This window comes from Idiomarina sp. H2 (genome assembly GCF_004364275.1).
Lineage (GTDB): Bacteria > Pseudomonadota > Gammaproteobacteria > Enterobacterales > Alteromonadaceae > Idiomarina > Idiomarina loihiensis.
In genome coordinates this window covers 360,138-381,331 of the sequence record NZ_SNZY01000002.1, presented here as the reverse complement: position 1 = coordinate 381,331, position 21,194 = coordinate 360,138, and the positions used below count along the sequence as shown (strand labels likewise).

General features: G+C 46.3%; 21 protein-coding genes. 3 read left to right on the top strand and 18 right to left on the bottom strand.

All coding sequences use genetic code 11. The features are described from left to right. Positions 1-62 precede the first annotated feature (62 nt). Genes DET62_RS03945 through DET62_RS03935 form a run of 3 tightly spaced genes read left to right on the top strand, consistent with a single transcriptional unit; the run spans position 63 to position 3,656 of the window. A complete protein-coding gene (locus tag DET62_RS03945; RefSeq protein ID WP_110012824.1) occupies positions 63-2,144 on the top strand; it encodes a TonB-dependent siderophore receptor in 2,082 nt (693 codons plus the stop codon). Then, positions 2,134-3,279, top strand: coding sequence for a heparan-alpha-glucosaminide N-acetyltransferase domain-containing protein (locus tag DET62_RS03940; RefSeq protein ID WP_110012825.1), 1,146 nt, complete (start codon positions 2,134-2,136; stop codon positions 3,277-3,279). Before DET62_RS03945 ends, DET62_RS03940 begins: the two co-directional genes overlap by 11 nt. Before the next feature lie 17 nt (positions 3,280-3,296). Next, a complete protein-coding gene (locus tag DET62_RS03935) occupies positions 3,297-3,656 on the top strand; it encodes a MerC domain-containing protein (RefSeq protein ID WP_110012826.1) in 360 nt (119 codons plus the stop codon). On the opposite strand, the gene DET62_RS03930 is transcribed toward DET62_RS03935, so the two are convergent. From DET62_RS03930 to mnmG, 18 genes are all read right to left on the bottom strand, one after another. Then, positions 3,653-4,879 (bottom strand): permease, encoded by a 1,227-nt coding sequence (locus DET62_RS03930; RefSeq protein ID WP_110012827.1) that lies wholly within the window; start codon positions 4,877-4,879, stop codon positions 3,653-3,655. The genes DET62_RS03935 and DET62_RS03930 overlap by 4 nt on opposite strands. 139 nt (positions 4,880-5,018) lie before the next feature. Continuing rightward, positions 5,019-5,921: an endo alpha-1,4 polygalactosaminidase gene (locus DET62_RS03925; RefSeq protein ID WP_110012828.1), complete on the bottom strand. Its 903-nt coding sequence runs from the start codon at positions 5,919-5,921 to the stop codon at positions 5,019-5,021. 189 nt (positions 5,922-6,110) lie between these two features. Continuing rightward, the gene (locus tag DET62_RS14440; protein ID WP_166635814.1) at positions 6,111-6,284 is read right to left on the bottom strand and encodes a hypothetical protein; all 174 of its coding nucleotides are present in this window, start codon (positions 6,282-6,284) and stop codon (positions 6,111-6,113) included. 69 nt (positions 6,285-6,353) lie between these two features. Further along, a complete protein-coding gene (gene glmS / locus DET62_RS03920) occupies positions 6,354-8,186 on the bottom strand; it encodes a glutamine--fructose-6-phosphate transaminase (isomerizing) (protein ID WP_110012829.1) in 1,833 nt (610 codons plus the stop codon). Between the two features lie 3 nt (positions 8,187-8,189). Then, a complete protein-coding gene (glmU, locus tag DET62_RS03915; protein ID WP_110012830.1) occupies positions 8,190-9,560 on the bottom strand; it encodes a bifunctional UDP-N-acetylglucosamine diphosphorylase/glucosamine-1-phosphate N-acetyltransferase GlmU in 1,371 nt (456 codons plus the stop codon). A gap of 121 nt (positions 9,561-9,681) precedes the next feature. Continuing rightward, a complete protein-coding gene (locus tag DET62_RS03910; RefSeq protein ID WP_011235841.1) occupies positions 9,682-10,098 on the bottom strand; it encodes a F0F1 ATP synthase subunit epsilon in 417 nt (138 codons plus the stop codon). A gap of 17 nt (positions 10,099-10,115) precedes the next feature. After that, the gene (atpD, locus tag DET62_RS03905) at positions 10,116-11,501 is read right to left on the bottom strand and encodes a F0F1 ATP synthase subunit beta (protein WP_011235842.1); all 1,386 of its coding nucleotides are present in this window, start codon (positions 11,499-11,501) and stop codon (positions 10,116-10,118) included. Positions 11,502-11,543: 42 nt separating this feature from the next. Beyond that, positions 11,544-12,407: a F0F1 ATP synthase subunit gamma gene (gene atpG, locus DET62_RS03900; RefSeq protein WP_011235843.1), complete on the bottom strand. Its 864-nt coding sequence runs from the start codon at positions 12,405-12,407 to the stop codon at positions 11,544-11,546. 54 nt (positions 12,408-12,461) lie between these two features. Then, positions 12,462-14,003, bottom strand: a complete 1,542-nt coding sequence (gene atpA / locus DET62_RS03895; protein ID WP_011235844.1) for a F0F1 ATP synthase subunit alpha — start codon at positions 14,001-14,003, stop codon at positions 12,462-12,464. Between the two features lie 14 nt (positions 14,004-14,017). Then, on the bottom strand, positions 14,018-14,551 hold the full coding sequence (gene atpH / locus DET62_RS03890) for a F0F1 ATP synthase subunit delta (protein ID WP_110012831.1): 534 nt from the start codon (positions 14,549-14,551) through the stop codon (positions 14,018-14,020). 17 nt (positions 14,552-14,568) lie between these two features. Then, the gene (gene atpF, locus DET62_RS03885) at positions 14,569-15,039 is read right to left on the bottom strand and encodes a F0F1 ATP synthase subunit B (protein WP_011235846.1); all 471 of its coding nucleotides are present in this window, start codon (positions 15,037-15,039) and stop codon (positions 14,569-14,571) included. A gap of 37 nt (positions 15,040-15,076) precedes the next feature. Further along, entirely contained in the window at positions 15,077-15,334 is a 258-nt protein-coding gene (atpE, locus tag DET62_RS03880) for a F0F1 ATP synthase subunit C (RefSeq protein WP_011235847.1), read from the bottom strand. A 64-nt stretch (positions 15,335-15,398) separates the two neighbouring features. Then, positions 15,399-16,196, bottom strand: a complete 798-nt coding sequence (atpB, locus tag DET62_RS03875) for a F0F1 ATP synthase subunit A (protein ID WP_110012832.1) — start codon at positions 16,194-16,196, stop codon at positions 15,399-15,401. 12 nt (positions 16,197-16,208) lie between these two features. Continuing rightward, positions 16,209-16,595 carry an ATP synthase subunit I gene (locus DET62_RS03870; protein ID WP_110012833.1) on the bottom strand — a complete coding sequence of 129 codons (387 nt, stop codon included), beginning with the start codon at positions 16,593-16,595 and terminating at the stop codon, positions 16,209-16,211. A 169-nt stretch (positions 16,596-16,764) separates the two neighbouring features. Further along, positions 16,765-17,640 carry a ParB/RepB/Spo0J family partition protein gene (locus DET62_RS03865; protein ID WP_011235850.1) on the bottom strand — a complete coding sequence of 292 codons (876 nt, stop codon included), beginning with the start codon at positions 17,638-17,640 and terminating at the stop codon, positions 16,765-16,767. Between the two features lie 19 nt (positions 17,641-17,659). Beyond that, a complete protein-coding gene (locus DET62_RS03860; RefSeq protein WP_011235851.1) occupies positions 17,660-18,451 on the bottom strand; it encodes a ParA family protein in 792 nt (263 codons plus the stop codon). A gap of 48 nt (positions 18,452-18,499) precedes the next feature. Further along, a complete protein-coding gene (gene rsmG / locus DET62_RS03855; RefSeq protein WP_034819462.1) occupies positions 18,500-19,120 on the bottom strand; it encodes a 16S rRNA (guanine(527)-N(7))-methyltransferase RsmG in 621 nt (206 codons plus the stop codon). A 9-nt stretch (positions 19,121-19,129) separates the two neighbouring features. Then, entirely contained in the window at positions 19,130-21,025 is a 1,896-nt protein-coding gene (mnmG, locus tag DET62_RS03850) for a tRNA uridine-5-carboxymethylaminomethyl(34) synthesis enzyme MnmG (RefSeq protein WP_110012834.1), read from the bottom strand. Positions 21,026-21,194 lie beyond the last annotated feature (169 nt).

Sequence of the window (21,194 nt, the reverse complement as noted above, 5' to 3'; positions counted from 1 at the left end):
AGAGATTTATTGTTATAATATAACATTACACTTAAACACAATAACTGAGTTGTCTTGGACCCATGAAATACCAAACAGTTACCTTAAGTTTACTCTCTATCATAAGTATGGGCTCGTTTGCGCAAGAACGGGAATCCTTCGAGCACATAGAAGTTAATTACCGTCAGGCTTACCGCGGAGATGTTCCTGTTTCGGAAATTCCTCAGGCAATTACAACACTGGACCGTAGTCTGGTCGATGATATTAATATCTCCCGTTTTCGCGATGTTTTGCTGTTTTCTCCGTCAATTGCTTTGCAAAACGACGGCGGTAACTTATGGGACAGCTACTCTATGCGCGGGTTCCCGGGCAACGAAAATGTACCGACCGGTTATTTAGTTAATGGTTTTTCCAGTGGTCGCGGGTTCGGTGGGCATCGGGACGTTTCCAATATTGAGTACGTAGAAGTTCTGAAAGGCCCGGGCTCTGCTTTGTATGGCCGTTCGGATCCGGGAGGGGTAATTAATGTAGTTACTCGTAAACCACAATACGCGCCGGAAGGTTACTTAAAGACCTCCCTTGGCAGCGATGACCACTATCGTCTTGAAGGAGACTACACCAGCGGTCTTAGCGATAGCCTCGCCATGCGGATAAACGGTGCAATACAGGATGACGACAGTTTCCGCGATCATGTCAGCAGTAAGAAAAAGGTTATTAACCCGTCGCTGCGCTGGCAACTGGATAAAAACACCTCCATACTTTATTCGTTTGAGTTCATGCAACAGGAGCAGCTGTTTGACCGCGGCATAGTGGTTTTAGATAACAATATTAGAACCGTGCCAAGAGACCGCTTTCTGGGCGAACCAAGCGATGATCCGACTAAAATCATTTCACAAGGCCACCAGTTAACCTTTGAGCACTACCTGCAAAATGACTGGTTTTTAACCGGTGGTATTAATGCCAGAAGCACAAAGTTAGACGGCTACTCGTCGGATGCCGAACTTTCCGGCTCGCGCCAAAAATTATTTGAAGACGGTCGCACTCTAACCCGTCAGCACCGTCGTCGTGACTACGATTCCGATGATTTATCATTAAGACTCGAATTAAGCGGTAACGCAGAGTTGTTCGGCATGACCCATCACTTACTGATGGGAACCGACGCATACCGTTATGACTTATACACTTTATTAGACCGTGTCCGTCCGGAGCCAGGTACTTACGAGCTGGATATTTTTAACCCTCAGTATGGCGCCGCTAAACCCGAACTTCAGACCCAGTACATTAACGATGAGAATCAAAAAGGCTTCGGTTTGTACGTGCAGGATCAGCTTGAGCTTAATGACCAGTGGCACCTGCTACTGGGATTAAGGCTGGATCAGTACACGCAAGAAACCTTAGAGCTGGTGTCAGGTACTGAATCTGAACAGGATGAAAGCCGGATTAGCCCGCGCGTTGCACTGAGCTACCTGCCAACGGATAACTTAACCCTTTATGCCAGTTATTCAGAAGGCTTTGTTCCTATTAGCGGCACCGACTTCGAAGGTCAGGGGTTTAAGCCAGAAGAGAGCGACTCAGTAGAACTGGGCATGAAATATTCCGCTAAAGGCTTTCGGTTAAACGCTGCTGTTTTCGATGCCACCAAAACCAACATTCTTACGGATGACCCGGTTCACCCAGGCTATCCGGCCACGCTCGGCGCTGCAACCAGCAGAGGGTTTGAAATAGAAGGGGGCATGTCGCTGAGCAGTTACACCGACTTACGGGTTGCCTACAGCTACATAGACAGTGAAACAAAAAATGATATTACCGTTTACGACTGGGGCGTCAATGTTCCTGCCGGCAGTGACCTGGTAAATATTCCTCAGAATACCTTTAACGCCATGGTTAAACACGACCTCAGACACTGGCAAATTAATGCTGATATAGGGCTTACTGCTCGCTATGTGGATGACCGTTTAGGCGCTACGGTCGATCAGTCGTATCGTCTGCCCAGTTATCAGGTATTCGATTTGTTTTATACACACCGGTTAACCGACAACACTGAATTACAGATAAACGTCGATAACCTTTTTGACGAGTATTACATGTCGAACGCGTATTCTGCGCTTTGGACAACACCGGGAGCCCCAAGACAGTTTTCAGTGAGCCTGACTTATGAATTCTAAAACTATAACGCAAAGAATTAACAGTATTGATGCGTTGCGTGGGCTGGTCATTATATTGATGTTGCTGGACCACGTACGGGAACGGTTTTTTTATAACCACCCGGTTGCGGACCCGATGATGCTGGAAGCTACGGAACCCGGTTTATTCTGGAGCCGTTTTGCCGCGCATTTTTGTGCACCCATATTTGTGTTTCTAACCGGCCTTTCAGCCTGGCTGTATCAGCAAAAGCATGACGGTTCGCCCAGTGTCGCCCGTGAGTTTTTATGGAAGCGCGGACTGTTCCTGGTGATATTAGAACTTACGGTCATTAACTTTTCATGGTTTGGGGCCTACGAAACACTGTACCTGCAAGTAATATGGGTTATTGGTCTGTGCATGCTCATTCTGGGTGCCTGCGTTAATTTACCGTACCGGCTTCTGTTTGTGTTGGGTCTGCTTATTGTTGCCGGGCATAACGCGTTGGACTTTATCCACCTTAAACCGGGTGAGTGGGGCTATACAGCCTGGACCATTCTTCATGACCGCGGCTATATTTTACAGTCCGACGCATTATCAATACGAGCCAGCTACCCGTTACTGCCGTGGATAGGCGTTATTTTGCTGGGTTATGCGGCCGGACATTTGTATTCCAAATCCTTCTCATCTGAGCGCAGAGCCTATTGGTTATTAGGGCTAGCGACGTTTTGCCTCGCCGGCTTTCTGTTGCTGCGTGGTTTTAATATCTACGGCGAGACACAGGCATGGTCTCAGCAAGAGAGTTTAGCCGCCACCGCGCGGGCTATATTCAATGTGACCAAGTACCCGCCATCGCTGAATTTTCTGCAAATAACCTTTGCCGGCATGTTTGCCATGCTTTACCTAATGGAGCGCTTACAAGGAAAGTGGACGGAAGTTCTGACCGCTTTCGGTGGCGCACCCATGTTTTTCTACATAGTCCACCTTTACGTTTTATTGCTGCTTTATACTCTGGCTACTGCAGTTTTAGGGGCGCCGGAGGAAGGCTTTATGAGTCTGCCCAACATTTATTGGGTGTGGTTAACCACCATTGTACTGGCCGCCTTACTGTATAAGCCAACGCAAGTGTTTAACCGATACAAACGTCGCAGCAATAAAGCCTGGGTGAAATATTTATGATGGTTAAGGAGAAAGGAATGAGTGACCGCCTCGGTATGTTTTTCTCTGGCCTGTGTTTTGTCCATTGTCTGGCAACGCCAATACTGCTTATTTTTCTGGGGACAAACTCGTTAGCGAGTGTTCTGGAAACGCCTTTGTTCCACCGGCTATTATTGCTGCCGGTGTTAACCATGGCGATATTTCAGGGGTATTATGCCTGGAAAAACCCGCAGGCGAAGCTCAGTCGGGTACTACTGCCGCTTGGTTGTTTAGCGGTCGTTATCGCCCAGTTTTTTCATGACCCAATTGAAATCTTACTCACTATTATTGGCTCGCTTACCTTAATTAGTGGTCACTTTTTTCATTTAAAGCACGAGCACTGCGCCGGTCAGGACTAACCGGCGCTACTTGTAAGATAAAAGCCCATTCCGCCTAATAACCAGAGGACACTGATACCGCACAGTCCATTCATGACCTTGTCGCTCAACGAAGAAGAGTCGCCATGGTCATGATGATGGTGGTGTTCGTGTTCTTTTTGCTTCTGCCGCCAAAGCACAACCATAACCACGCTCAGCAGTAAGAAAATAAGGTTCAGAACAAAGCCATAATCCAGCTTAAAGTGCTGTTGTTCAGCCGGAGAGGACCACTGCGAGGCATCCGGTAGTAAATCAAATGCCAGTAAACCATAATGCATAGCTAAAGACGCCGCTACCAGGCAGGTAAATAGCATTAAGGTAATATACAGTGCCATTTTCCAGCCATAATAACGCGCATTAATTTTAACCACCGGCAGTACAATTAAGTCGGAGAAAATAAACGCCATAACCCCGGCAAAGGCCACACCTTCACCAAACAAAACGGCCGCTAATGGAATGTTGCCCATAGAACCAATAAAGGTGAAAAATGCAGCCACCGGACCCACTACCGTTTGTTGAAGTAACGACCAGAAACCCGGGTCACCCTCTGTACCCACGCCAATAAACAACCATTCAAAAAACGCACTAGGTACAAAGGCGGAAATAACGCCAGCTACCGTAAAACCAATAAGTACGTCTTTCCAGACCATCTGCCATTCCATTACGTACTTTTGGCCAACTTTCTGCCAGGTATCCTTACTGAAAAGATCCGATAATGTGCTCTCGTGTTGATGTTCGTCGTCCTCTTCGTCTTCTTTTCGCGCATTCTTAATTAGGTTTTTAGGGTTGGTTAGCGTAATAAAGAGCCAGACGAATAGAATTAGCAACAACCCGCCAACGTATTCACCAACTACAAACTGCCAACCAAGGAAAATAGAAATAACAAAACCCAGTTCAATAACCAGATTCGTGGAGGCCAGCATAAACGCCATTGAAGCACTGAACGCAGCCCCTTTGTTAAACAAAGCCCGGGTGGTTGATAGCGCAGCAAAACTGCAGGAACTGGAGATAAAGCCAAAGAAGGTACCCAGCGACACAGACTTCAAGTCATTGCCGCCCATAGCCTTACGCATTCGACGTTTAGTGATAAGCACTTGGATTAAGCTACTGATCAAATAACCTAATACAAACGCCCACAACGCCATCCAGAAAAACCCCAGGCTGGTATAGGCCGACTCACCCCATAGCGATAGAAAATTCTCCATGCTGGCTCCTTGGTCTGGTCAAATTATTTTAGAATTCAGGCTATTAAAATAAAAGTATGACTACATTCAAAATAGTAGCTTACGTTAAGCCTGTCCAAAATTGATCCAAACCAAGGAAACTGACCTTTTCTTTAACGCTTTATTCGCCGCAATTTAGAACGTTTTCCCCATCCAGGTTAAAACCCTCTTTCCATAAAGCGGAAATCTCAACATCAAGGAAGTAAGAACAGGCATTACTTTCGAACTCCTGCTGACTAATTTCACCCTCAGAGCCGTCTTCATAGTATTCTTGTACGAACACCGCTTTGTTATTTTTCAGGAAAGTGTCTTCGTAACTGACACATTCATTTCCGTAGGCATAACACTGTTCGTTTACAGCAAAATCAAAGTCATTAACCAGCTCATTCAGTTGGTCTACATCGTTCTTTAAACCAATGCTTAAGCCCCGCGAATGTGCGGCATTTGCTAACCATTTATTGTAGTTTAGCTGATCATCGTAAGTGATAATGCCTTTTGTCTCGTCAGTGTTGATATAGCCGTCGACATTGTCGGGTTCAACCGCATCACAACCTGCAGATTGAGCTAAGTCCAGGCGCGCTTCCATAATAGGTTTGATATTTTCATTCAGGACAGCCTCATTATTTATATCTAGCCATACTTCACCCGGCCAGTCCGCCATTTCACCATCGGCAATAACCGCATCTTCCGAGAACTCACTGGCATCGGTCCGCCAGTCTTCTCGGGTTCCGGCACTGAAATAACAAATAACTTGTTTACCGTTGGCCTTTAATGAACTGATGATGCTTTCGTCACCACCCTCTGAACCTTCAAATAAGTCGATATCGAACACCTCGACATCCTTGTTTATATCCAGGTTGTCGTAGTTCTCGAGCTGCCAATGCCAGCTTGTTCCTGGCTTGGGTTGCCATATGCCAGATTCCCCATTATCCGTATTTTCTGACGACGAATCGGAGTTACAGGCGGTCAATTGCGAACAGGCTAAAACCAATAAACTTACAGCAGTCCAGTTTCGGTTAAACATTGGAGTAATTCCTTAAGTGATCACTCGGGGATTATCAGGCTTTGTCGGGTGGGCGGCAACTCTATTCGCACATCTCTGCCAGGAACTTAATTTAGTCGGTGCCGTGCAAAAATTCATTTTACTTTAGAGTAGTTAAGTAGCGTGAATGACTTCACATAGCTTTTTATAAAAACCTGAATAATTTGAAGTTTAATCTTCTTGGTCTTTTGATTTCAGGAATACGTAGATAAAAACGAGCAAACCCAAAATCACAACAAACATCAGAACCCATAATGGAATTTCATAGTACAAATTAAGCGTAGCTGTCCCAGAAAGAATTAATCCTACTAAAATTACAATACTGCTCAGAGTATCTTTTTTCATAAATTTTCCTTGTTAAATTGTTACTCCCTCAAGGACTACCTTAACAAAAAAGGGCCTTTCGGCCCTTTCTTATTCCACAGTAACTGACTTGGCCAGGTTCCTGGGCTGGTCCACATCCGTACCTTTTATCAAGGCTACGTAATAGGACAGCAGCTGTAATGGAACGGTATAGACAATAGGCGCTATCACTTCGTCGCAATGGCAGACGTTAAGTACGGTTAACGAGTCATCGCCTTTGAAGCGGGCGTTTTTGTCGGCAAAAACGTACATCAGACCGCCGCGGGCGCGCACTTCTTCAACGTTTGACTTTAATTTTTCCAACAAGTCATTGTTCGGTGCCACGACAATAACCGGCATTTCTTCATCAATAAGCGCTAACGGGCCGTGTTTTAACTCACCGGCGGCATAGGCTTCGGCATGAATGTATGAAATTTCTTTCAGTTTTAATGCGCCTTCCATAGCAATGGGGTATTGGTTACCACGCCCCAGGAACAGGCTGTGCTCTTTGTTCGCAAAGTCCTGCGCTAACTCTTCAATTTCATCGGCTAAGGACACCGCTTCTTCCAGCTTAGTTGGCAACGCCTGTAGGGCATGAACAACGGCTTCTTGCTGCTGCTCTGGCATACCACGATATTTGCCAATGCCTAAGGTCAGCATAAGCAGGCCGGTTAACTGAGTGGTAAAGGCTTTGGTCGACGCCACACCAATTTCTGCACCGGCACGGGTTAAAAAGGCCAGGTCGGATTCGCGCACCATAGACGAGGAGCCTACATTACAAATGGTCAGACTGCCTTTATAGCCAAGCTTTTTGGACAAGCGCAGTGCCGCTAGAGTGTCTGCCGTTTCACCGCTTTGTGAAATAGTCACCAACAAACTGTTCGGGTGAACATAGGACTTGCGGTAACGAAACTCCGAGGCAATTTCAACATTGCACGACACATTTGCCATAGACTCCAGCCAATAGCGCGCCACCATGCCCGCATGGTAACTGGTGCCACAAGCGACTATCTGAACATGCTCAATGTCTTTTAGAATGTCAGCGGCATTCTCGCCAAAAGCGTTATCCAACACGGTAGTTTCAGACAAACGACCTTCCAGCGTGTTACGCACGGCAATAGGCTGCTCGTAAATTTCTTTCAGCATAAAGTGGCGATACTGGCCTTTACCACCCGCATCGTAGCTTACGTCAGATTCAACAACTTCGCGCTCTACCGCGTTACCTTCAGAGTCATAAATGTCGATTTCAGTACGGTTAATGTCTGCAACATCACCTTCTTCCAGGTAAATAAACTGACGGGTTACTGGCAATAAAGCGAGCTGATCAGAGGCAACAAAGTTCTCGCCAATACCCACACCAATAACCAGAGGGCTGCCAGAACGGGCAACCACTAAACGTTCCGGGTACTTTGTATCCATAACCACGGTGCCGTAAGCACCTTCCAGCTGACGTACTGCTGATTTAACGGCAGCCAGTAAGTCGCCATGAGTTTTACGCTCATGATGAATTAAGTGAGCGATTACTTCGGTGTCAGTCTGCGAATTAAAGACATAACCTTCGGCTTGCAGCTCTTCGCGTAGGCGTTCGTGGTTTTCGATAATGCCATTATGCACTACGGCAATTTCGTCTTCTGAACGGTGCGGGTGGGCGTTCGCTTCCGTAACCCCGCCATGCGTTGCCCAACGTGTATGGGCAATACCAATAGTGCCGTCTAAGGGGTTCTGGTCTATGGCGTCTTTTAATTCCTGCACCTTACCGGTACGGCGTACGCTTTTAAGGTGATTATCAGCGTCGATAACAGCCACACCCGCCGAGTCATACCCCCGGTACTCCAGTCGTTTTAAGCCTTCCAGCAAAATACCTGTTACTCGACGTTCAGACGTCGCGCCTACAATACCGCACATAAGTTAACTTCCTTTTTTCGACTGTGGACGTTGCCATCCGCTGATATTACGCTGCTTGCCCCGGGCTACAGCCAGTTCGTCATCTGCTACCGCCCGGGTTATGACCGAGCCGGCACCGACGGTTGCATTTTTACCAATGGAGACAGGCGCAACCAGAGAGCTGTTTGAACCAATAAAAGCGCCGTCACCAATTTCTGTAAGCGCTTTATTCACACCATCGTAATTGCAGGTAATGGTACCTGCACCAATATTTGCGTATTCACCCACCTGGGTGTCGCCCAAATAGGTTAAATGGCTGGCTTTAGAACCTTTACCCAGGCGGCTTTTTTTCATCTCGACAAAGTTTCCGACCTGCGCTTCATCCGCAAGTTCCGCACCAGGGCGCAAACGCGCAAAAGGACCGACTTTACAGCCTTTCGCCACTTTTGCGTCTTCAATATGGGAGTTCGCGCGAATAACGGTGTCATCACCAATAACAGAGTTCTTTATGACACAGTTTGGTTCAATGACAACCCGGTCACCCAGAACCACGTTGCCTTCAAACACTGCATTAATATCAATAGTGACATCACTGCCGGCACTCAGTTTACCGCGACAATCGAAGCGGGCAGGGTCAATTAAGGTGACGCCCTGGGTCATGAGCTCTTCAGCCTGACGCTGCTGCAGTGCTCTCTCTAAAGAGGCTAATTGCTGACGGTTATTGGCACCTTCCACTTCCTGCGCGTTGTCAGGCTGTGCAGTGGCAATATTAACCCCTTCCTGCGCGGCCATTGCCACAATATCGGTCAGGTAATATTCTTTTTGTGCGTTGTCATTGCTCAGTTGTTCAAGCCAGCTTTTAAGTTTATCGCTGTCGGCAATCATAATGCCGGTGTTTACTTCCTCTATAGCCAACTGCTGCGCGTTGGCATCCTTTTGCTCAACAATACCGGTTACACTGCGGCGTTCATTACGCACAATACGACCATAACCTGTAGGCTCGGCAAGTGTCATAGTCAGCAGACCAAGCGAGGTGTCTGCGCTGGCGGTTACCAGTTTAATTAAGGTGGATTCGGTCAGCAACGGCACGTCACCATATAAAATAATGACTTTTTCACTGCTTTTCAGGTGTGGAATGACCTGCTGAACCGCATGGCCTGTACCCAGTTGTTCGCGTTGTTCAACCCAGGTTAAGTCTTCACCTGCAATCGCTTGTTTAAGCTGATCGCCGCCATGGCCGTAAATTAAATTAATGGCATCGGGCTTTAATGACCTGGCAGTATCAATAACATGCTCTACCATAGGTTTATTAGCCACTTTATGCAGCACCTTAGGTAGCTCCGATCGCATGCGGGTTCCTTTTCCTGCGGCCAGAATAACAACGCGTAACTTCATATTAATGGATCCTTAATTCAGTATCGCTGGCATAAGCCTTATGACATTAGCTTATTGTAACGACAAAAAAGGCCCTGTTGCACTAACAACAAGGCCTTTTACGTATTTTAACGCAGAAGTTTTAGCGCTTAAGCTTACGAATAATATCGATTTGAGCTAACGCACGCGATAGCTCAGCAATAGCTTCTGCATAGGTCACATCAGAACCTGAATCGGCAATAGCTTCTTCAGCGCGTTTCTTCGCTGCTTCAGCTTCCTGCAAGTCAAGCTCGTCACCACGAACAGCAACGTCCGCAAGAACGATAACGTGACCAGGCTGTACTTCTAACACACCACCGGCAACATACAGAAGCTCTTCGTCGCCCGCTTCACTGACATAACGAACCATACCTGGTTTGATTTTAGTCAGCAGGGGCGCGTGACCTGGGTAAATACCCAGCTCACCTTCGCTACCAGTGACCTGAACCGTTTGTACAACGCCTGAGAACAATTTGTCTTCAGCGCTGACAACGTCCAGATTTAATGTTTGTGTTGCCATTCAAACCTCCCGGTCGGTTACAGGTTTTTGGCTTTTTCTACCGCTTCTTCGATGGTACCAACCATGTAGAAGGCCTGCTCTGGCATATCGTCGTAATCACCATCCAAAATGCCTTTAAAGCCGGCAATAGTATCTTTCAAAGACACGTATTTACCTGGAGCACCAGTGAATACTTCGGCTACGAAGAAAGGCTGCGACAAGAAGCGCTGAATTTTACGAGCACGAGATACAGACAGTTTGTCTTCTTCAGACAGCTCGTCCATACCCAGAATCGCAATGATGTCTTTCAGCTCTTTATAACGTTGCAGTACTTCCTGAACACCCATTGCTGTGTCGTAGTGCTCATCACCGATAACCTGTGGGTCCAACTGACGTGACGTTGAGTCCAACGGGTCAACCGCAGGGTAGATACCCAGTGACGCGATGTCACGGTTAAGTACAACAGTCGCATCCAAGTGAGCGAAGGTTGTTGCAGGAGATGGGTCAGTCAAGTCATCCGCTGGTACATAAACGGCCTGTACAGACGTGATTGAACCTGTCTTAGTAGAGGTGATACGTTCCTGCAGAACACCCATTTCTTCGGCCAGGGTAGGCTGATAACCAACCGCTGAAGGCATACGGCCTAACAGTGCTGATACCTCAGTACCGGCCAAGGTGTAACGGTAGATGTTATCAACGAAGAAAAGTACATCGCGACCTTCGTCACGGAATTTCTCAGCGATAGTCAAACCAGTCAGAGCAACACGTAAACGGTTACCCGGTGGCTCGTTCATCTGACCATAAACCAGTGATACTTTATCCAGAACGTTTGAATCGTTCATCTCGTGATAGAAGTCGTTACCTTCACGAGTACGCTCACCAACACCAGCGAATACTGAGTAGCCGCTGTGCTCGATAGCGATGTTACGGATAAGCTCCATCATGTTAACGGTTTTACCAACACCAGCACCACCGAACAGACCAACTTTACCACCTTTAGCAAACGGGCAAATCAAGTCGATGACTTTGATACCGGTTTCTAACAGTTCGTTAGTGTTTGACTGTTCTTCGTAGCTTGGTGCCGCACGGTGAATAGACATTTTCTCTTCTTCACCGATAGGGCCCGCTTCATCAATTGGGTTACCCAATACATCCATAATACGGCCCAGGGTTTTCTTACCCACTGGAACCATGATTGATTCACCGGTATTTTTAGCGGTGATACCACGACGCAGACCGTCAGTTGTACCCATTGCGATGGCACGTACGATTCCGCCGCCCAGCTGCTGCTGAACTTCCAGAACCAAACCTTCTAAGCCACCTTCGGTCACTTTCAGTGCGTCGTATACTTTTGGTACAGCGTCTTGTGGAAATTCTAAATCCACAACGGCGCCGATAATTTGTACGACCTTACCTTGACTCATGACGTTTCCTCTAACTCTTCAATTCTGTTAACCGTTGCCGCGTTATACCGCTTCGGCGCCGGACACGATTTCCGAAATTTCTTGCGTAATTGCTGCCTGACGAGCCTTGTTATATCGCAATTGTAATTGGTCAATAATATCTTCGGCATTGTCTGTTGCAGCTTTCATCGCAATCATCCGAGCGGCTTGCTCACTAGCAAAATTATCCACTACGCCTTGGTACACTTGCATTTCTACGAAGCGACGAATTAGCGTATCCAGGATACTTTCCGGATTCGGCTCATACAGGTAATCCCAGCTACCTGTCTGCACATCTTCTTCCGATCCTGCTTGCGGCAATGGCAACAATTGATGAATGGTCGGCTCCTGGGTCATCGTATTCACAAACTTATTGAATACAACGTACAAGCGATCGATTTTGCCTTCTTCAAAAGCATCCAGCATAACCTGGATAGAACCGGTAATTTCCTTCAGTTCTGGCTTATCGCCCATACCTGAAACTTGCGCTTTCAACTTACCAAAACGCTTGAAGAAACTGGTTCCTTTGCTGCCTATAGCGGCAAAATCCGCTTCAACATCCTGCTCTTTCCATTCGTTAGCGTGTTTAACGACTTTTTTGAACTCATTACCGTTCAAGCCGCCACACAAACCACGATCGGTAGACACAATGATGTAACCCACACGCTTAACCTGACGTTCTTCCATAAATGGATGACGATACTCGAGGTTACCGCGCGCCACATGACCAATCACCTTGCGAATGGTGTCCGCATAGGGGCGACTTGCCTCCATACGTTCTTGCGCCTTTTTCATTTTCGACGCAGCGACCATTTCCATAGCACTGGTGATCTTCTGAGTATTACCGATACTCGAGATCTGAGTTTTTATCTCTTTACCGCTGGCCATGACGATTCTCCTGTTAACTCAACGACAAATGGCCGCTACTGCGGCCAGGTGCGATTACCATGATTGCGTTTGCTTGAATTTCTCAAGCGCAGCTTTCAATTGCGCATCGATGTCGTCGTTATAGTTGCCAGTTTTATCAATCTCAGCCATTAGCTCGGCGTATTCGCTCGCCATGAAAGATTGCAGAGATTCTTCAAAATCCATGATTTTGTCGATTTCTACGTCTTTCAAGAAGCCTTTTTCAACGGCATAAATTGATACAGCCATTTGAGCCACGCTCATAGGCTTGTACTGTTTCTGTTTCATCAGTTCAGTAACACGCTGACCGTGCTCTAACTGTGAACGAGTCGATTCATCAAGGTCAGATGCGAACTGAGCGAACGCCGCCAATTCACGATACTGAGCCAGGGCAAGACGGATACCGCCACCCAGTTTCTTGATGATTTTCGTTTGTGCTGAACCACCAACACGTGAAACCGAGACACCAGCGTTAACCGCAGGACGAATACCTGAGTTAAATAAGTCAGTTTCAAGGAAGATCTGACCATCGGTGATAGAGATAACGTTAGTCGGTACGAATGCTGATACGTCACCTGCCTGAGTTTCAATGATAGGTAAGGCAGTTAATGAGCCGGTCTGGCCTTTCACTTTACCGTCAGTGAATTTTTCTACGTAGTCAGCGTTTACACGCGCAGCACGCTCAAGTAGACGAGAGTGAAGGTAGAAAACGTCACCAGGGAATGCTTCACGACCTGGTGGACGACGCAACAACAGTGAAATTTGACGATAAGCAACAGCCTGTTTAGACAAGTCATCGTAGACAATCAGAGCGTCTTCACCGCGGTCACGGAAGTACTCACCCATGGTACAACCAGAGTAAGCTGCCAGATATTGCAGGGCTGCGGATTCAGAAGCAGAAGCTGCAACTACAATGGTGTTTTCCATTGCGCCGTGCTCTTCTAACTTACGTACAACCGCTGAAATGGTTGAGTTCTTCTGACCAATAGCTACGTAAACACACTTAATACCAGAATCTTTCTGGTTGATAATAGCGTCTACTGCTAAAGCCGTTTTACCTGTCTGACGGTCACCGATGATAAGCTCACGCTGACCACGACCAACCGGAATCATCGAGTCAATTGACTTGTAACCCGTTTGTACTGGCTGATCAACTGACTGACGTTCAATAACGCCCGGTGCGATTTTCTCGACTGGCTCATAGCCGTCAGCTTCGATAGGACCTTTACCGTCGATAGGCTGGCCTAGTGTGTTAACCACACGACCCAACAGTTTTTCGCCAACCGGAACTTCAAGGATACGACCGGTTGATTTTACTTTGGTGCCTTCCTGCAAGTCTGCATAAGGGCCCATAACAACCGCACCTACAGAATCACGTTCAAGGTTTAGTGCGATAGCGTAACGATTACCAGGTAGCTCAACCATTTCACCTTGCAGACAGTCTGCAAGTCCGTGGATGCGAATGATACCGTCTTGAACAGACATGATGGTACCTTCGTTGCGAGCTTCGCTGGTGACTTCGAACTTCTCAATTCGCTGTTTGATCAGTTCTGCGATTTCATTTGAATTCAATTGCATGCTCAAGTCCCCAATTAGGATTGCAGTGCGTAAGCAAGTCTGTCGAGCTTGCCGCGCAAGGTGCCGTCAATAACGGTATCACCAGCTTCTATAACAAGTCCGCCAATAATGGACTTGTCGACACTGCAGTTCAGCTTAATTTTGCGTTGCAGGCGCTTCTCAAGTGCTTTACTCAAAGCCGTTTGTTGTGCTTTCAGCAGTTTAACTGCCGATTTAACATCTACAGTGACTTCTTTGTCATGTTCAGCACGAAGCGTCTGATAGAGCTCACTAACTGCTGGTAACACTGGCAGACGTTCATTTTCAGCCAGTACTTTAACGAAGTTCTTAGCGTTGTCGTCGAGCTCGTCGCCGCAAACACCCAAGAAAACCTCTGTTGTTTTCCCAACAGTCGAGGAGCTACTCAAAAATGAGGCAATAGTCTCGTCTTGCGCCACCGCAGCAGCGAAGCTAAGCATTTCTGCCCACTTATCGAGCGCTCCCTGTTCTAAAGCAAAATCAAAAGCTGCTTTTGCGTAAGGGCGAGCGACCGTAGTCAGTTCTGACATAAGCTCAAACCCCTTTATTAAAGTTCAGCGACCAGTTTTTCAACAATGTCACTATGAGCGTCTTTATCAATTTCACGCTCAATGATTTTCTGAGCCCCAGACACCGCTAATACGGCAACTTGCTTGCGCAGCTCTTCGCGAACACGATTGCGTTCAGCAGCAACTTCTTCATGTCCGGCCGCAACGATTTTTTCACGTTCTTCGTGGCCACGTTGAGTTTCTTCCTCAACAATTTTAGCACCACGTTTTTTCGACTGTTCAATGATTTCAGCGGCTTGCTGTTTCGCTTCTTTGAGCTGCTCGGCAATTTCTTGCTGGGCTTTCTCTAAATCTTTTTGAGCACGTTCACCGGCATTAAGGCCGTCAGCAATTTTCTTCTGACGTTCCTCGATAGCTTTGATGATCGGTGGCCATACAAATTTCATGCAGAACCACACGAACACGATAAACGCGATCGTTTGTCCAATTAGAGTAGCGTTGATATTCACAACGGACCTCCTTCAGTTGGTGACCGTCGAATAACGATTAGCCTGCTACCTGGGTTAAGAATGGGTTCGCAAACGTGAACAGCAATGCAACAGCAACACCGATCATCGCGATAGCATCGATAAGACCTGCAACGATGAACATTTTAACTTGCAGCTGTGGTGCCAGTTCTGGTTGACGAGCAGCAGCTTCCAGGAATTTACCACCCAGAATACCAAAGCCCAGGGCAGTACCCAGTGCAGCCAGACCGATCATGATTGATACAGCGATAGCAGTAAAAGCAACTACAGTTTCCATTGATTTCTCCAGTTTTTCAGTAGATTAAAGTTAAAAGTAAAGCTAAAAACTTTTGTTTCGAACACTAGTGTTCAGATGACGCCATGCTTAAGTAAACAATGGTCAGCATCATGAAAATAAACGCTTGCAATGTAATAACCAGAATATGGAATACTGCCCACGCAAAGTGCGCCGGTAGCTGCCAGAATCCAATCATTGCAATTAGAATAAATATCAATTCACCTGCATACATGTTACCGAACAAACGCAGTGCCAGTGACGCTGGTTTTGCTAATAACGTGATACTTTCCAGTACAAAGTTCACTGGTATTAATGCCCAGTGATTAAACGGAGTGAAAGTCATTTCTTTAGCGAAGCCTTTCACACCTTTATATTTGATTGAGTAGATAATAATTAGCGCAAATACGCTTAAACTCAATGCAAAAGTTGTATTCAGGTCAGTTGTTGGTACTACTTTCATGTACACATCATGCGGGTCTTCAACAAAGCCTAACCAATAACCGCCATACATAGCAGCTGTTGGTAGCCAGTCAACCGGAATTAAGTCCATCAGGTTCATCAGGAATATCCAGACGAAGATGGTTAATGCCAGAGGCGCAATCAGTTTATCTTTACCGTGAAAGGATTCTTTGACGCTGTTGTCAACAAACTCGACAATCATTTCGACAAAGCATTGCCATTTACCAGGTACCCCAGCAGAGGATTTTTTGGCTACTCTGCGGAAACTCCACAGAAACAGCGCACCCAGTAACACGGACCAGAAGATAGTATCGACGTTCACCGCCCAGAACCCTTCACCAACCGTCCAATTTTGGAGGTGATGCTGGATATACTGAGTCGGAGTTTGTTCTCCACTTATCATGTTGTTTCCCAGTTAGGTTGATTTTAAAAATAAAACCGGTGCTATCCACTGCATGGTGACGGCGATGACAAAACCGACCAATAACCACACAGGATATAAATTTGTTACCAGCAATGCGATTGTTAACAACACTGCTGTAAGCAGTAGCTTAACGCCTTCGCCTAAAAAGAAACTTTGTACAACTTTCTGATTAGCGCGCGCGCCTGCGTGTCTAAAAGCAATAAGTGCAAATAGAGTGCTTGGTATTACGACGGTTAATCCGCCACACAGAATACCCAAAGCCGACTGTGTATTTGAAACCGCTATCGTGACAAGTGCGGCTATCAAAACCGCTATAAATTGTGTACCTACAACTTTTCCTGCCAGCTTTTTACCTACCGCATTAAGTGCCTGTGTCACGACTAAAACCTTTTAACTGGCGGCTATTTTTTTGAGGCTTTCAACCAGCCACAACGAAACTCGCGCTAGTATAAAGATCTGCCATGTAATTGCAAACAAATTTGCCTGTAGGCGACGGTTTCTATGCCATTTAACAAAAGTTCTACAACAATCAATGCATTGGAAATTATTATTTGATGTGAGTCAGAATTCCATCCAGTTCGTCCAGGTTGGTGTAACTGATAACCAGTTTACCTTTTCCTTTACGACCATGATTAATGGAAACTTTGGCTCCCAGGGTTTCAGACAACTTGGTTTCTAAATGTTCAATATTAGCGTCTGGCTCTGGTTTTTCGGTTTCTTTGGGAGGGTCTATTGTACGTCTGACGAGTTTTTCTGCGTCACGTACGGTCATATCTTTTGCGACAATCTGTTGTGCTACGTCGGCTTGTTGTTCGCCTTCCAGCGCAAGTAACAACTTGGCATGGCCAAGTTCAATATCACCACGCTCAAGTAACACTTTAACGCCGTCCTGCAAGTTATTAAGGCGCAGCAAATTGGTCACCGTAGTCCGTGATTTACCCACTGCCTGAGCAACGTCCTGGTGAGTCATCTGAAACTCGACCAACAAACGTTGTAACGCAGTGGCTTCTTCCATTGCGTTTAAATCTTCACGCTGAATGTTTTCAATTAACGCGATAGCTACTGCGGCTTCATCAGGTACGTCTTTAATCAGGCAAGGAACCAGTTCAAGCTTTGCCAGTTGCGCCGCACGCCAACGACGCTCACCCGCAATAATCTCATATTCGTCTTTGCCAACAGGGCGTACAACAATGGGCTGGATTATCCCCTGAGCTTTTACCGAAGCGGCTAAATCTTCCAAAGCTTCGGGTGACATGTCTTTACGAGGTTGATAGCGACCAGGCTTTAAAAACTCAACCGGCAGCTTCTGTAACTCACCTTTAACTTCTTCCGTCACTTGCTCTGATTGACGGTCAGAGTTTTGCTGATTACTGGTCAGTAAGGCATCCAGACCGCGACCTAAACCTCGTTTTTTTGCCGACATGATTCGCTTTATTCCCTTGTTATGATTCTTTTGCTACTTCTTTACGATTTTCAGAACGTCGGATAAGTTCACCCGCTAAGGCTAAATAGGCCTTTGACCCGGTGGATGACTTGTCGTAGTACATAGCCGGCGCACCAAATGAAGGTGCTTCGGCTAAACGGACGTTACGTGGAATTACGGTCCGGTAAACTTTCTCACCAAAGTGGTTTTTGAGCTGTTCTGAAACATCGTTAGCCAGACGATTACGCGGATCGTACATAGTCCGCAAAATACCTTCAATTTCCAGCCCAGGATTAACCACGTCGGCCAGCTGACGAATAGTTTCCATTAATGCGGTAAGACCTTCCAGTGCATAATACTCGCACTGCATGGGCACCAGAATAGAGTCAGCGGCGGCCATGCCGTTAACGGTCAACATATTCAGCGATGGCGGACAATCGATAAAAATATAGTCGTAGCTATCCTGAACGGCTTTAAGTGCATTACGTAAACGCAATTCGCGTGCAAAAACTTCCATTAACTTAATTTCTGCAGCTGTAGCATCGGCATTAGCCGCTATTAAATGATATTTACCGTTGGTGTCTTTTACGGCAACGTCGCCGACTGGCTTTTCTTCAATCAGCAATTCGTAAATGGTATTTTCAACATCGTACTTATCAACGCCACTGCCCATAGTCGCGTTACCCTGAGGGTCCAGGTCAATCAACAACACTTTGCGACGGGTAGCAGCCATGGACGCAGCTAAGTTAACTGCTGTAGTTGTTTTTCCTACTCCGCCTTTTTGATTCGCAATAGCAATGGTTCTAGCCACGGGTTTTATAACCTCTTGTTGTTGTCGGATAGTCGACTGTCGGTTGTTTTATGACCGTTTGCTTATAATGACGATATGCCGGCTCGCGTCAATGCCGGGAACGTTAATTTGCTCAATACTTTCAATTTTATATTGCTCGGGCAACTGCTCCAGTTCGTCTTGCGGATACAGCCCTTTCAACGCATAAAACCGACCGTTTTCAGCCGGTAAATGTTCACACCACGAAAGCATATCATTAAGCGAGGCAAAGGCTCTACTGATTACACCATCAAACTGCTTTTCGTCCTGATAGTCTTCCACCCGCGCCTGCACAGCCGTAACATTGGTTAGTTTTAGCTCATGACAAACCTGACGAATAAAACGGATTCGCTTGCCTAAACTATCGAGTAAAACAAATTCATTATCCGGTTCGGCTATGGCTAAGGGTAAACCCGGTAGCCCTGGTCCTGTACCGACATCGATGAAGCGCTGCCCATGTAAATACTTACGAACAGCCAGGCTGTCCATAATATGTCGGGTCAGCATATCCTTCGGATTTCTCACGCTGGTCAGGTTATAGGCTTTATTCCATTTATCCAGTAAGCCTACTAACGCCAGTTGTTGCTCAATCTGTGCTTCTGACAGGTTTATTTGTGCCTGATCTAATAATCCCTTTAACTGCTCTTTCACATTTCTTCCTTAAGCACTTTTACGCAATAAACCCTGCTTTTTCAGGTGAACCAATAACATTGAAACAGCCGCCGGAGTAATTCCGGAAATACGCGCTGCTTTACCAACGGTCTCAGGCTGATGATCATTTAATTTCGCAACCACTTCGTTCGATAACCCCTTAATTTTAGCGTAATCGAAAGGCGAGGGCAGCAAGGTATTTTCATGACGTTGTTGTTTTGCTATTTCTTCCTGCTGACGCGTTATATAACCCGCGTATTTAATTTGGATCTCAACTTGTTCTGCCGCTAAAGGATCGTCTAACCCCGGCGCAAAAAAGTCAGTTAAGGCTAAATCTTTGTAATGAATTTCCGGGCGGCGTAATAGTTCTTCGCCACTGACTTCTTTGGTGACAGGGCTTTTAACCAGCGCGTTAATTTGCTCTACAGATGCATGATCTTTATGCACCCAGGTAGTTTTTAAACGTTGTTTTTCCTGCTCGACTGATTCCATTTTCTTATTAAACGCGGCCCAGCGTTCATCATCCACTAAACCGAGATTACGACCAATTTCAGTTAATCGCATATCAGCGTTATCTTCACGCAGCAACAGGCGATATTCAGCGCGCGAAGTGAACATACGGTAAGGTTCCTGAGTGCCCAAAGTCGATAAATCATCGATCAACACACCCATGTAGGCCTGATCGCGTCGTGGTGCCCAGGATTCTTTGTCCTGAGCCTGCAACGCGGCATTTAAACCGGCAATAAGCCCTTGCGCACCGGCTTCTTCATAGCCTGTTGTGCCGTTAATTTGGCCAGCGAAGAACAAGCCGTTAATGACTTTGGTTTCCAGAGATTGTTTCAGATCTCGGGGATCAAAGTAATCGTATTCGATCGCATAACCTGGTCGTGTGATATGCGCATTTTCAAAGCCTTTAATTGACTGAACGAGACGTTGCTGAACATCAAACGGCAAGCTGGTTGAAATGCCATTAGGGTAAATTTCAAAGGTATTTAAGCCTTCTGGTTCAACAAAAATTTGATGCGAGCCTTTGTCAGCAAAACGCACAATTTTATCTTCAATTGAAGGACAGTAACGTGGTCCTACGCCTTCAATCACACCAGAATACATGGGTGAACGATCAAGCCCTGAACGAATAATTTCGTGGGTATTTTCGTTGGTGTGCGTGATGTAACACGGAATTTGTTGCGGGTGATCAGAACGAGAACCCATGTAAGAAAATACCGGAGTCGGATTATCGCCCGGTTGTTCCTGCATAACGGAAAAATCAACGCTGTGACTGGCTATACGCGGTGGCGTACCGGTTTTTAAACGTTCAACTCGTAACGGCAATGCACGTAATCGTTTAGCTAATGCGTTTGATGGAGGATCGCCTGCGCGACCGCCCTGGTAGTTATCCAGACCAATATGGATTTGTCCGCCGAGGAATGTTCCTACGGTTAGCACCACGGTTTTTGCCGTAAATTTAAGACCCATTTGGGTAACAACGCCAGTAACGCGATCGTTCTCGACGATCAGATCGTCACAACCTTGTTGGAATATTGACAGATTCGGTTGGGTTTCCAGTGCGTAGCGGATCGCTTGTTTGTAAAGCTGTCGGTCAGCCTGAGCTCTGGTTGCACGCACTGCCGGGCCTTTGGATGAATTCAGTGTTCTGAATTGAATTCCGGCTTTATCAGCTGCTTTGGCCATAACGCCGCCAAGTGCATCGATCTCTTTTACTAAATGACCTTTTCCTATTCCCCCAATGGCTGGGTTGCAGGACATTTGCCCTAAAGTATCAATATTATGCGTAAGCAATAGGGTTTTAACACCTAAACGAGCGGCGGCTAACGCAGCTTCTGTTCCGGCGTGTCCTCCACCGACAACAATAACGTCAAAGTGTTGTTGGCTCTGTTGTGACATGCAAAGTGACCTTTGTTTGAAGAATAGGAAGTTAGCCGATTATTTTAACGCGATTTCACTTAAATCTAAATGGTTAAATTTCGTTCAGCGCTGTTAAAGATCTTAAAGAAGATCAGTAAAGGATCTTATTTAGATCTTTTATTACTATTACTACTAGTCAGCGGATTTC

Excerpts from the sequence above, each read along its gene's own strand:
- atpH (WP_110012831.1), bottom strand. The coding sequence starts at position 14,551 with ATGTCAGAACTGACTACGGTCGCTCGCCCTTACGCAAAAGCAGCTTTT.
- DET62_RS03925 (WP_110012828.1), bottom strand. The coding sequence starts at position 5,921 with ATGTTTAACCGAAACTGGACTGCTGTAAGTTTATTGGTTTTAGCCTGT.
- atpA (WP_011235844.1), bottom strand. The coding sequence starts at position 14,003 with ATGCAATTGAATTCAAATGAAATCGCAGAACTGATCAAACAGCGAATT.
- atpG (WP_011235843.1), bottom strand. The coding sequence starts at position 12,407 with ATGGCCAGCGGTAAAGAGATAAAAACTCAGATCTCGAGTATCGGTAAT.
- DET62_RS03935 (WP_110012826.1), top strand. The coding sequence starts at position 3,297 with ATGAGTGACCGCCTCGGTATGTTTTTCTCTGGCCTGTGTTTTGTCCAT.
- DET62_RS03930 (WP_110012827.1), bottom strand. The coding sequence starts at position 4,879 with ATGGAGAATTTTCTATCGCTATGGGGTGAGTCGGCCTATACCAGCCTG.
- DET62_RS03945 (WP_110012824.1), top strand. The coding sequence starts at position 63 with ATGAAATACCAAACAGTTACCTTAAGTTTACTCTCTATCATAAGTATG.
- atpE (WP_011235847.1), bottom strand. The coding sequence starts at position 15,334 with ATGGAAACTGTAGTTGCTTTTACTGCTATCGCTGTATCAATCATGATC.
- atpD (WP_011235842.1), bottom strand. The coding sequence starts at position 11,501 with ATGAGTCAAGGTAAGGTCGTACAAATTATCGGCGCCGTTGTGGATTTA.
- DET62_RS03865 (WP_011235850.1), bottom strand. The coding sequence starts at position 17,640 with ATGTCGGCAAAAAAACGAGGTTTAGGTCGCGGTCTGGATGCCTTACTG.
- mnmG (WP_110012834.1), bottom strand. The coding sequence starts at position 21,025 with ATGTCACAACAGAGCCAACAACACTTTGACGTTATTGTTGTCGGTGGA.
- DET62_RS03940 (WP_110012825.1), top strand. The coding sequence starts at position 2,134 with ATGAATTCTAAAACTATAACGCAAAGAATTAACAGTATTGATGCGTTG.
- glmU (WP_110012830.1), bottom strand. The coding sequence starts at position 9,560 with ATGAAGTTACGCGTTGTTATTCTGGCCGCAGGAAAAGGAACCCGCATG.
- atpB (WP_110012832.1), bottom strand. The coding sequence starts at position 16,196 with ATGATAAGTGGAGAACAAACTCCGACTCAGTATATCCAGCATCACCTC.
- glmS (WP_110012829.1), bottom strand. The coding sequence starts at position 8,186 with ATGTGCGGTATTGTAGGCGCGACGTCTGAACGTCGAGTAACAGGTATT.
- DET62_RS14440 (WP_166635814.1), bottom strand. The coding sequence starts at position 6,284 with ATGAAAAAAGATACTCTGAGCAGTATTGTAATTTTAGTAGGATTAATT.
- DET62_RS03910 (WP_011235841.1), bottom strand. The coding sequence starts at position 10,098 with ATGGCAACACAAACATTAAATCTGGACGTTGTCAGCGCTGAAGACAAA.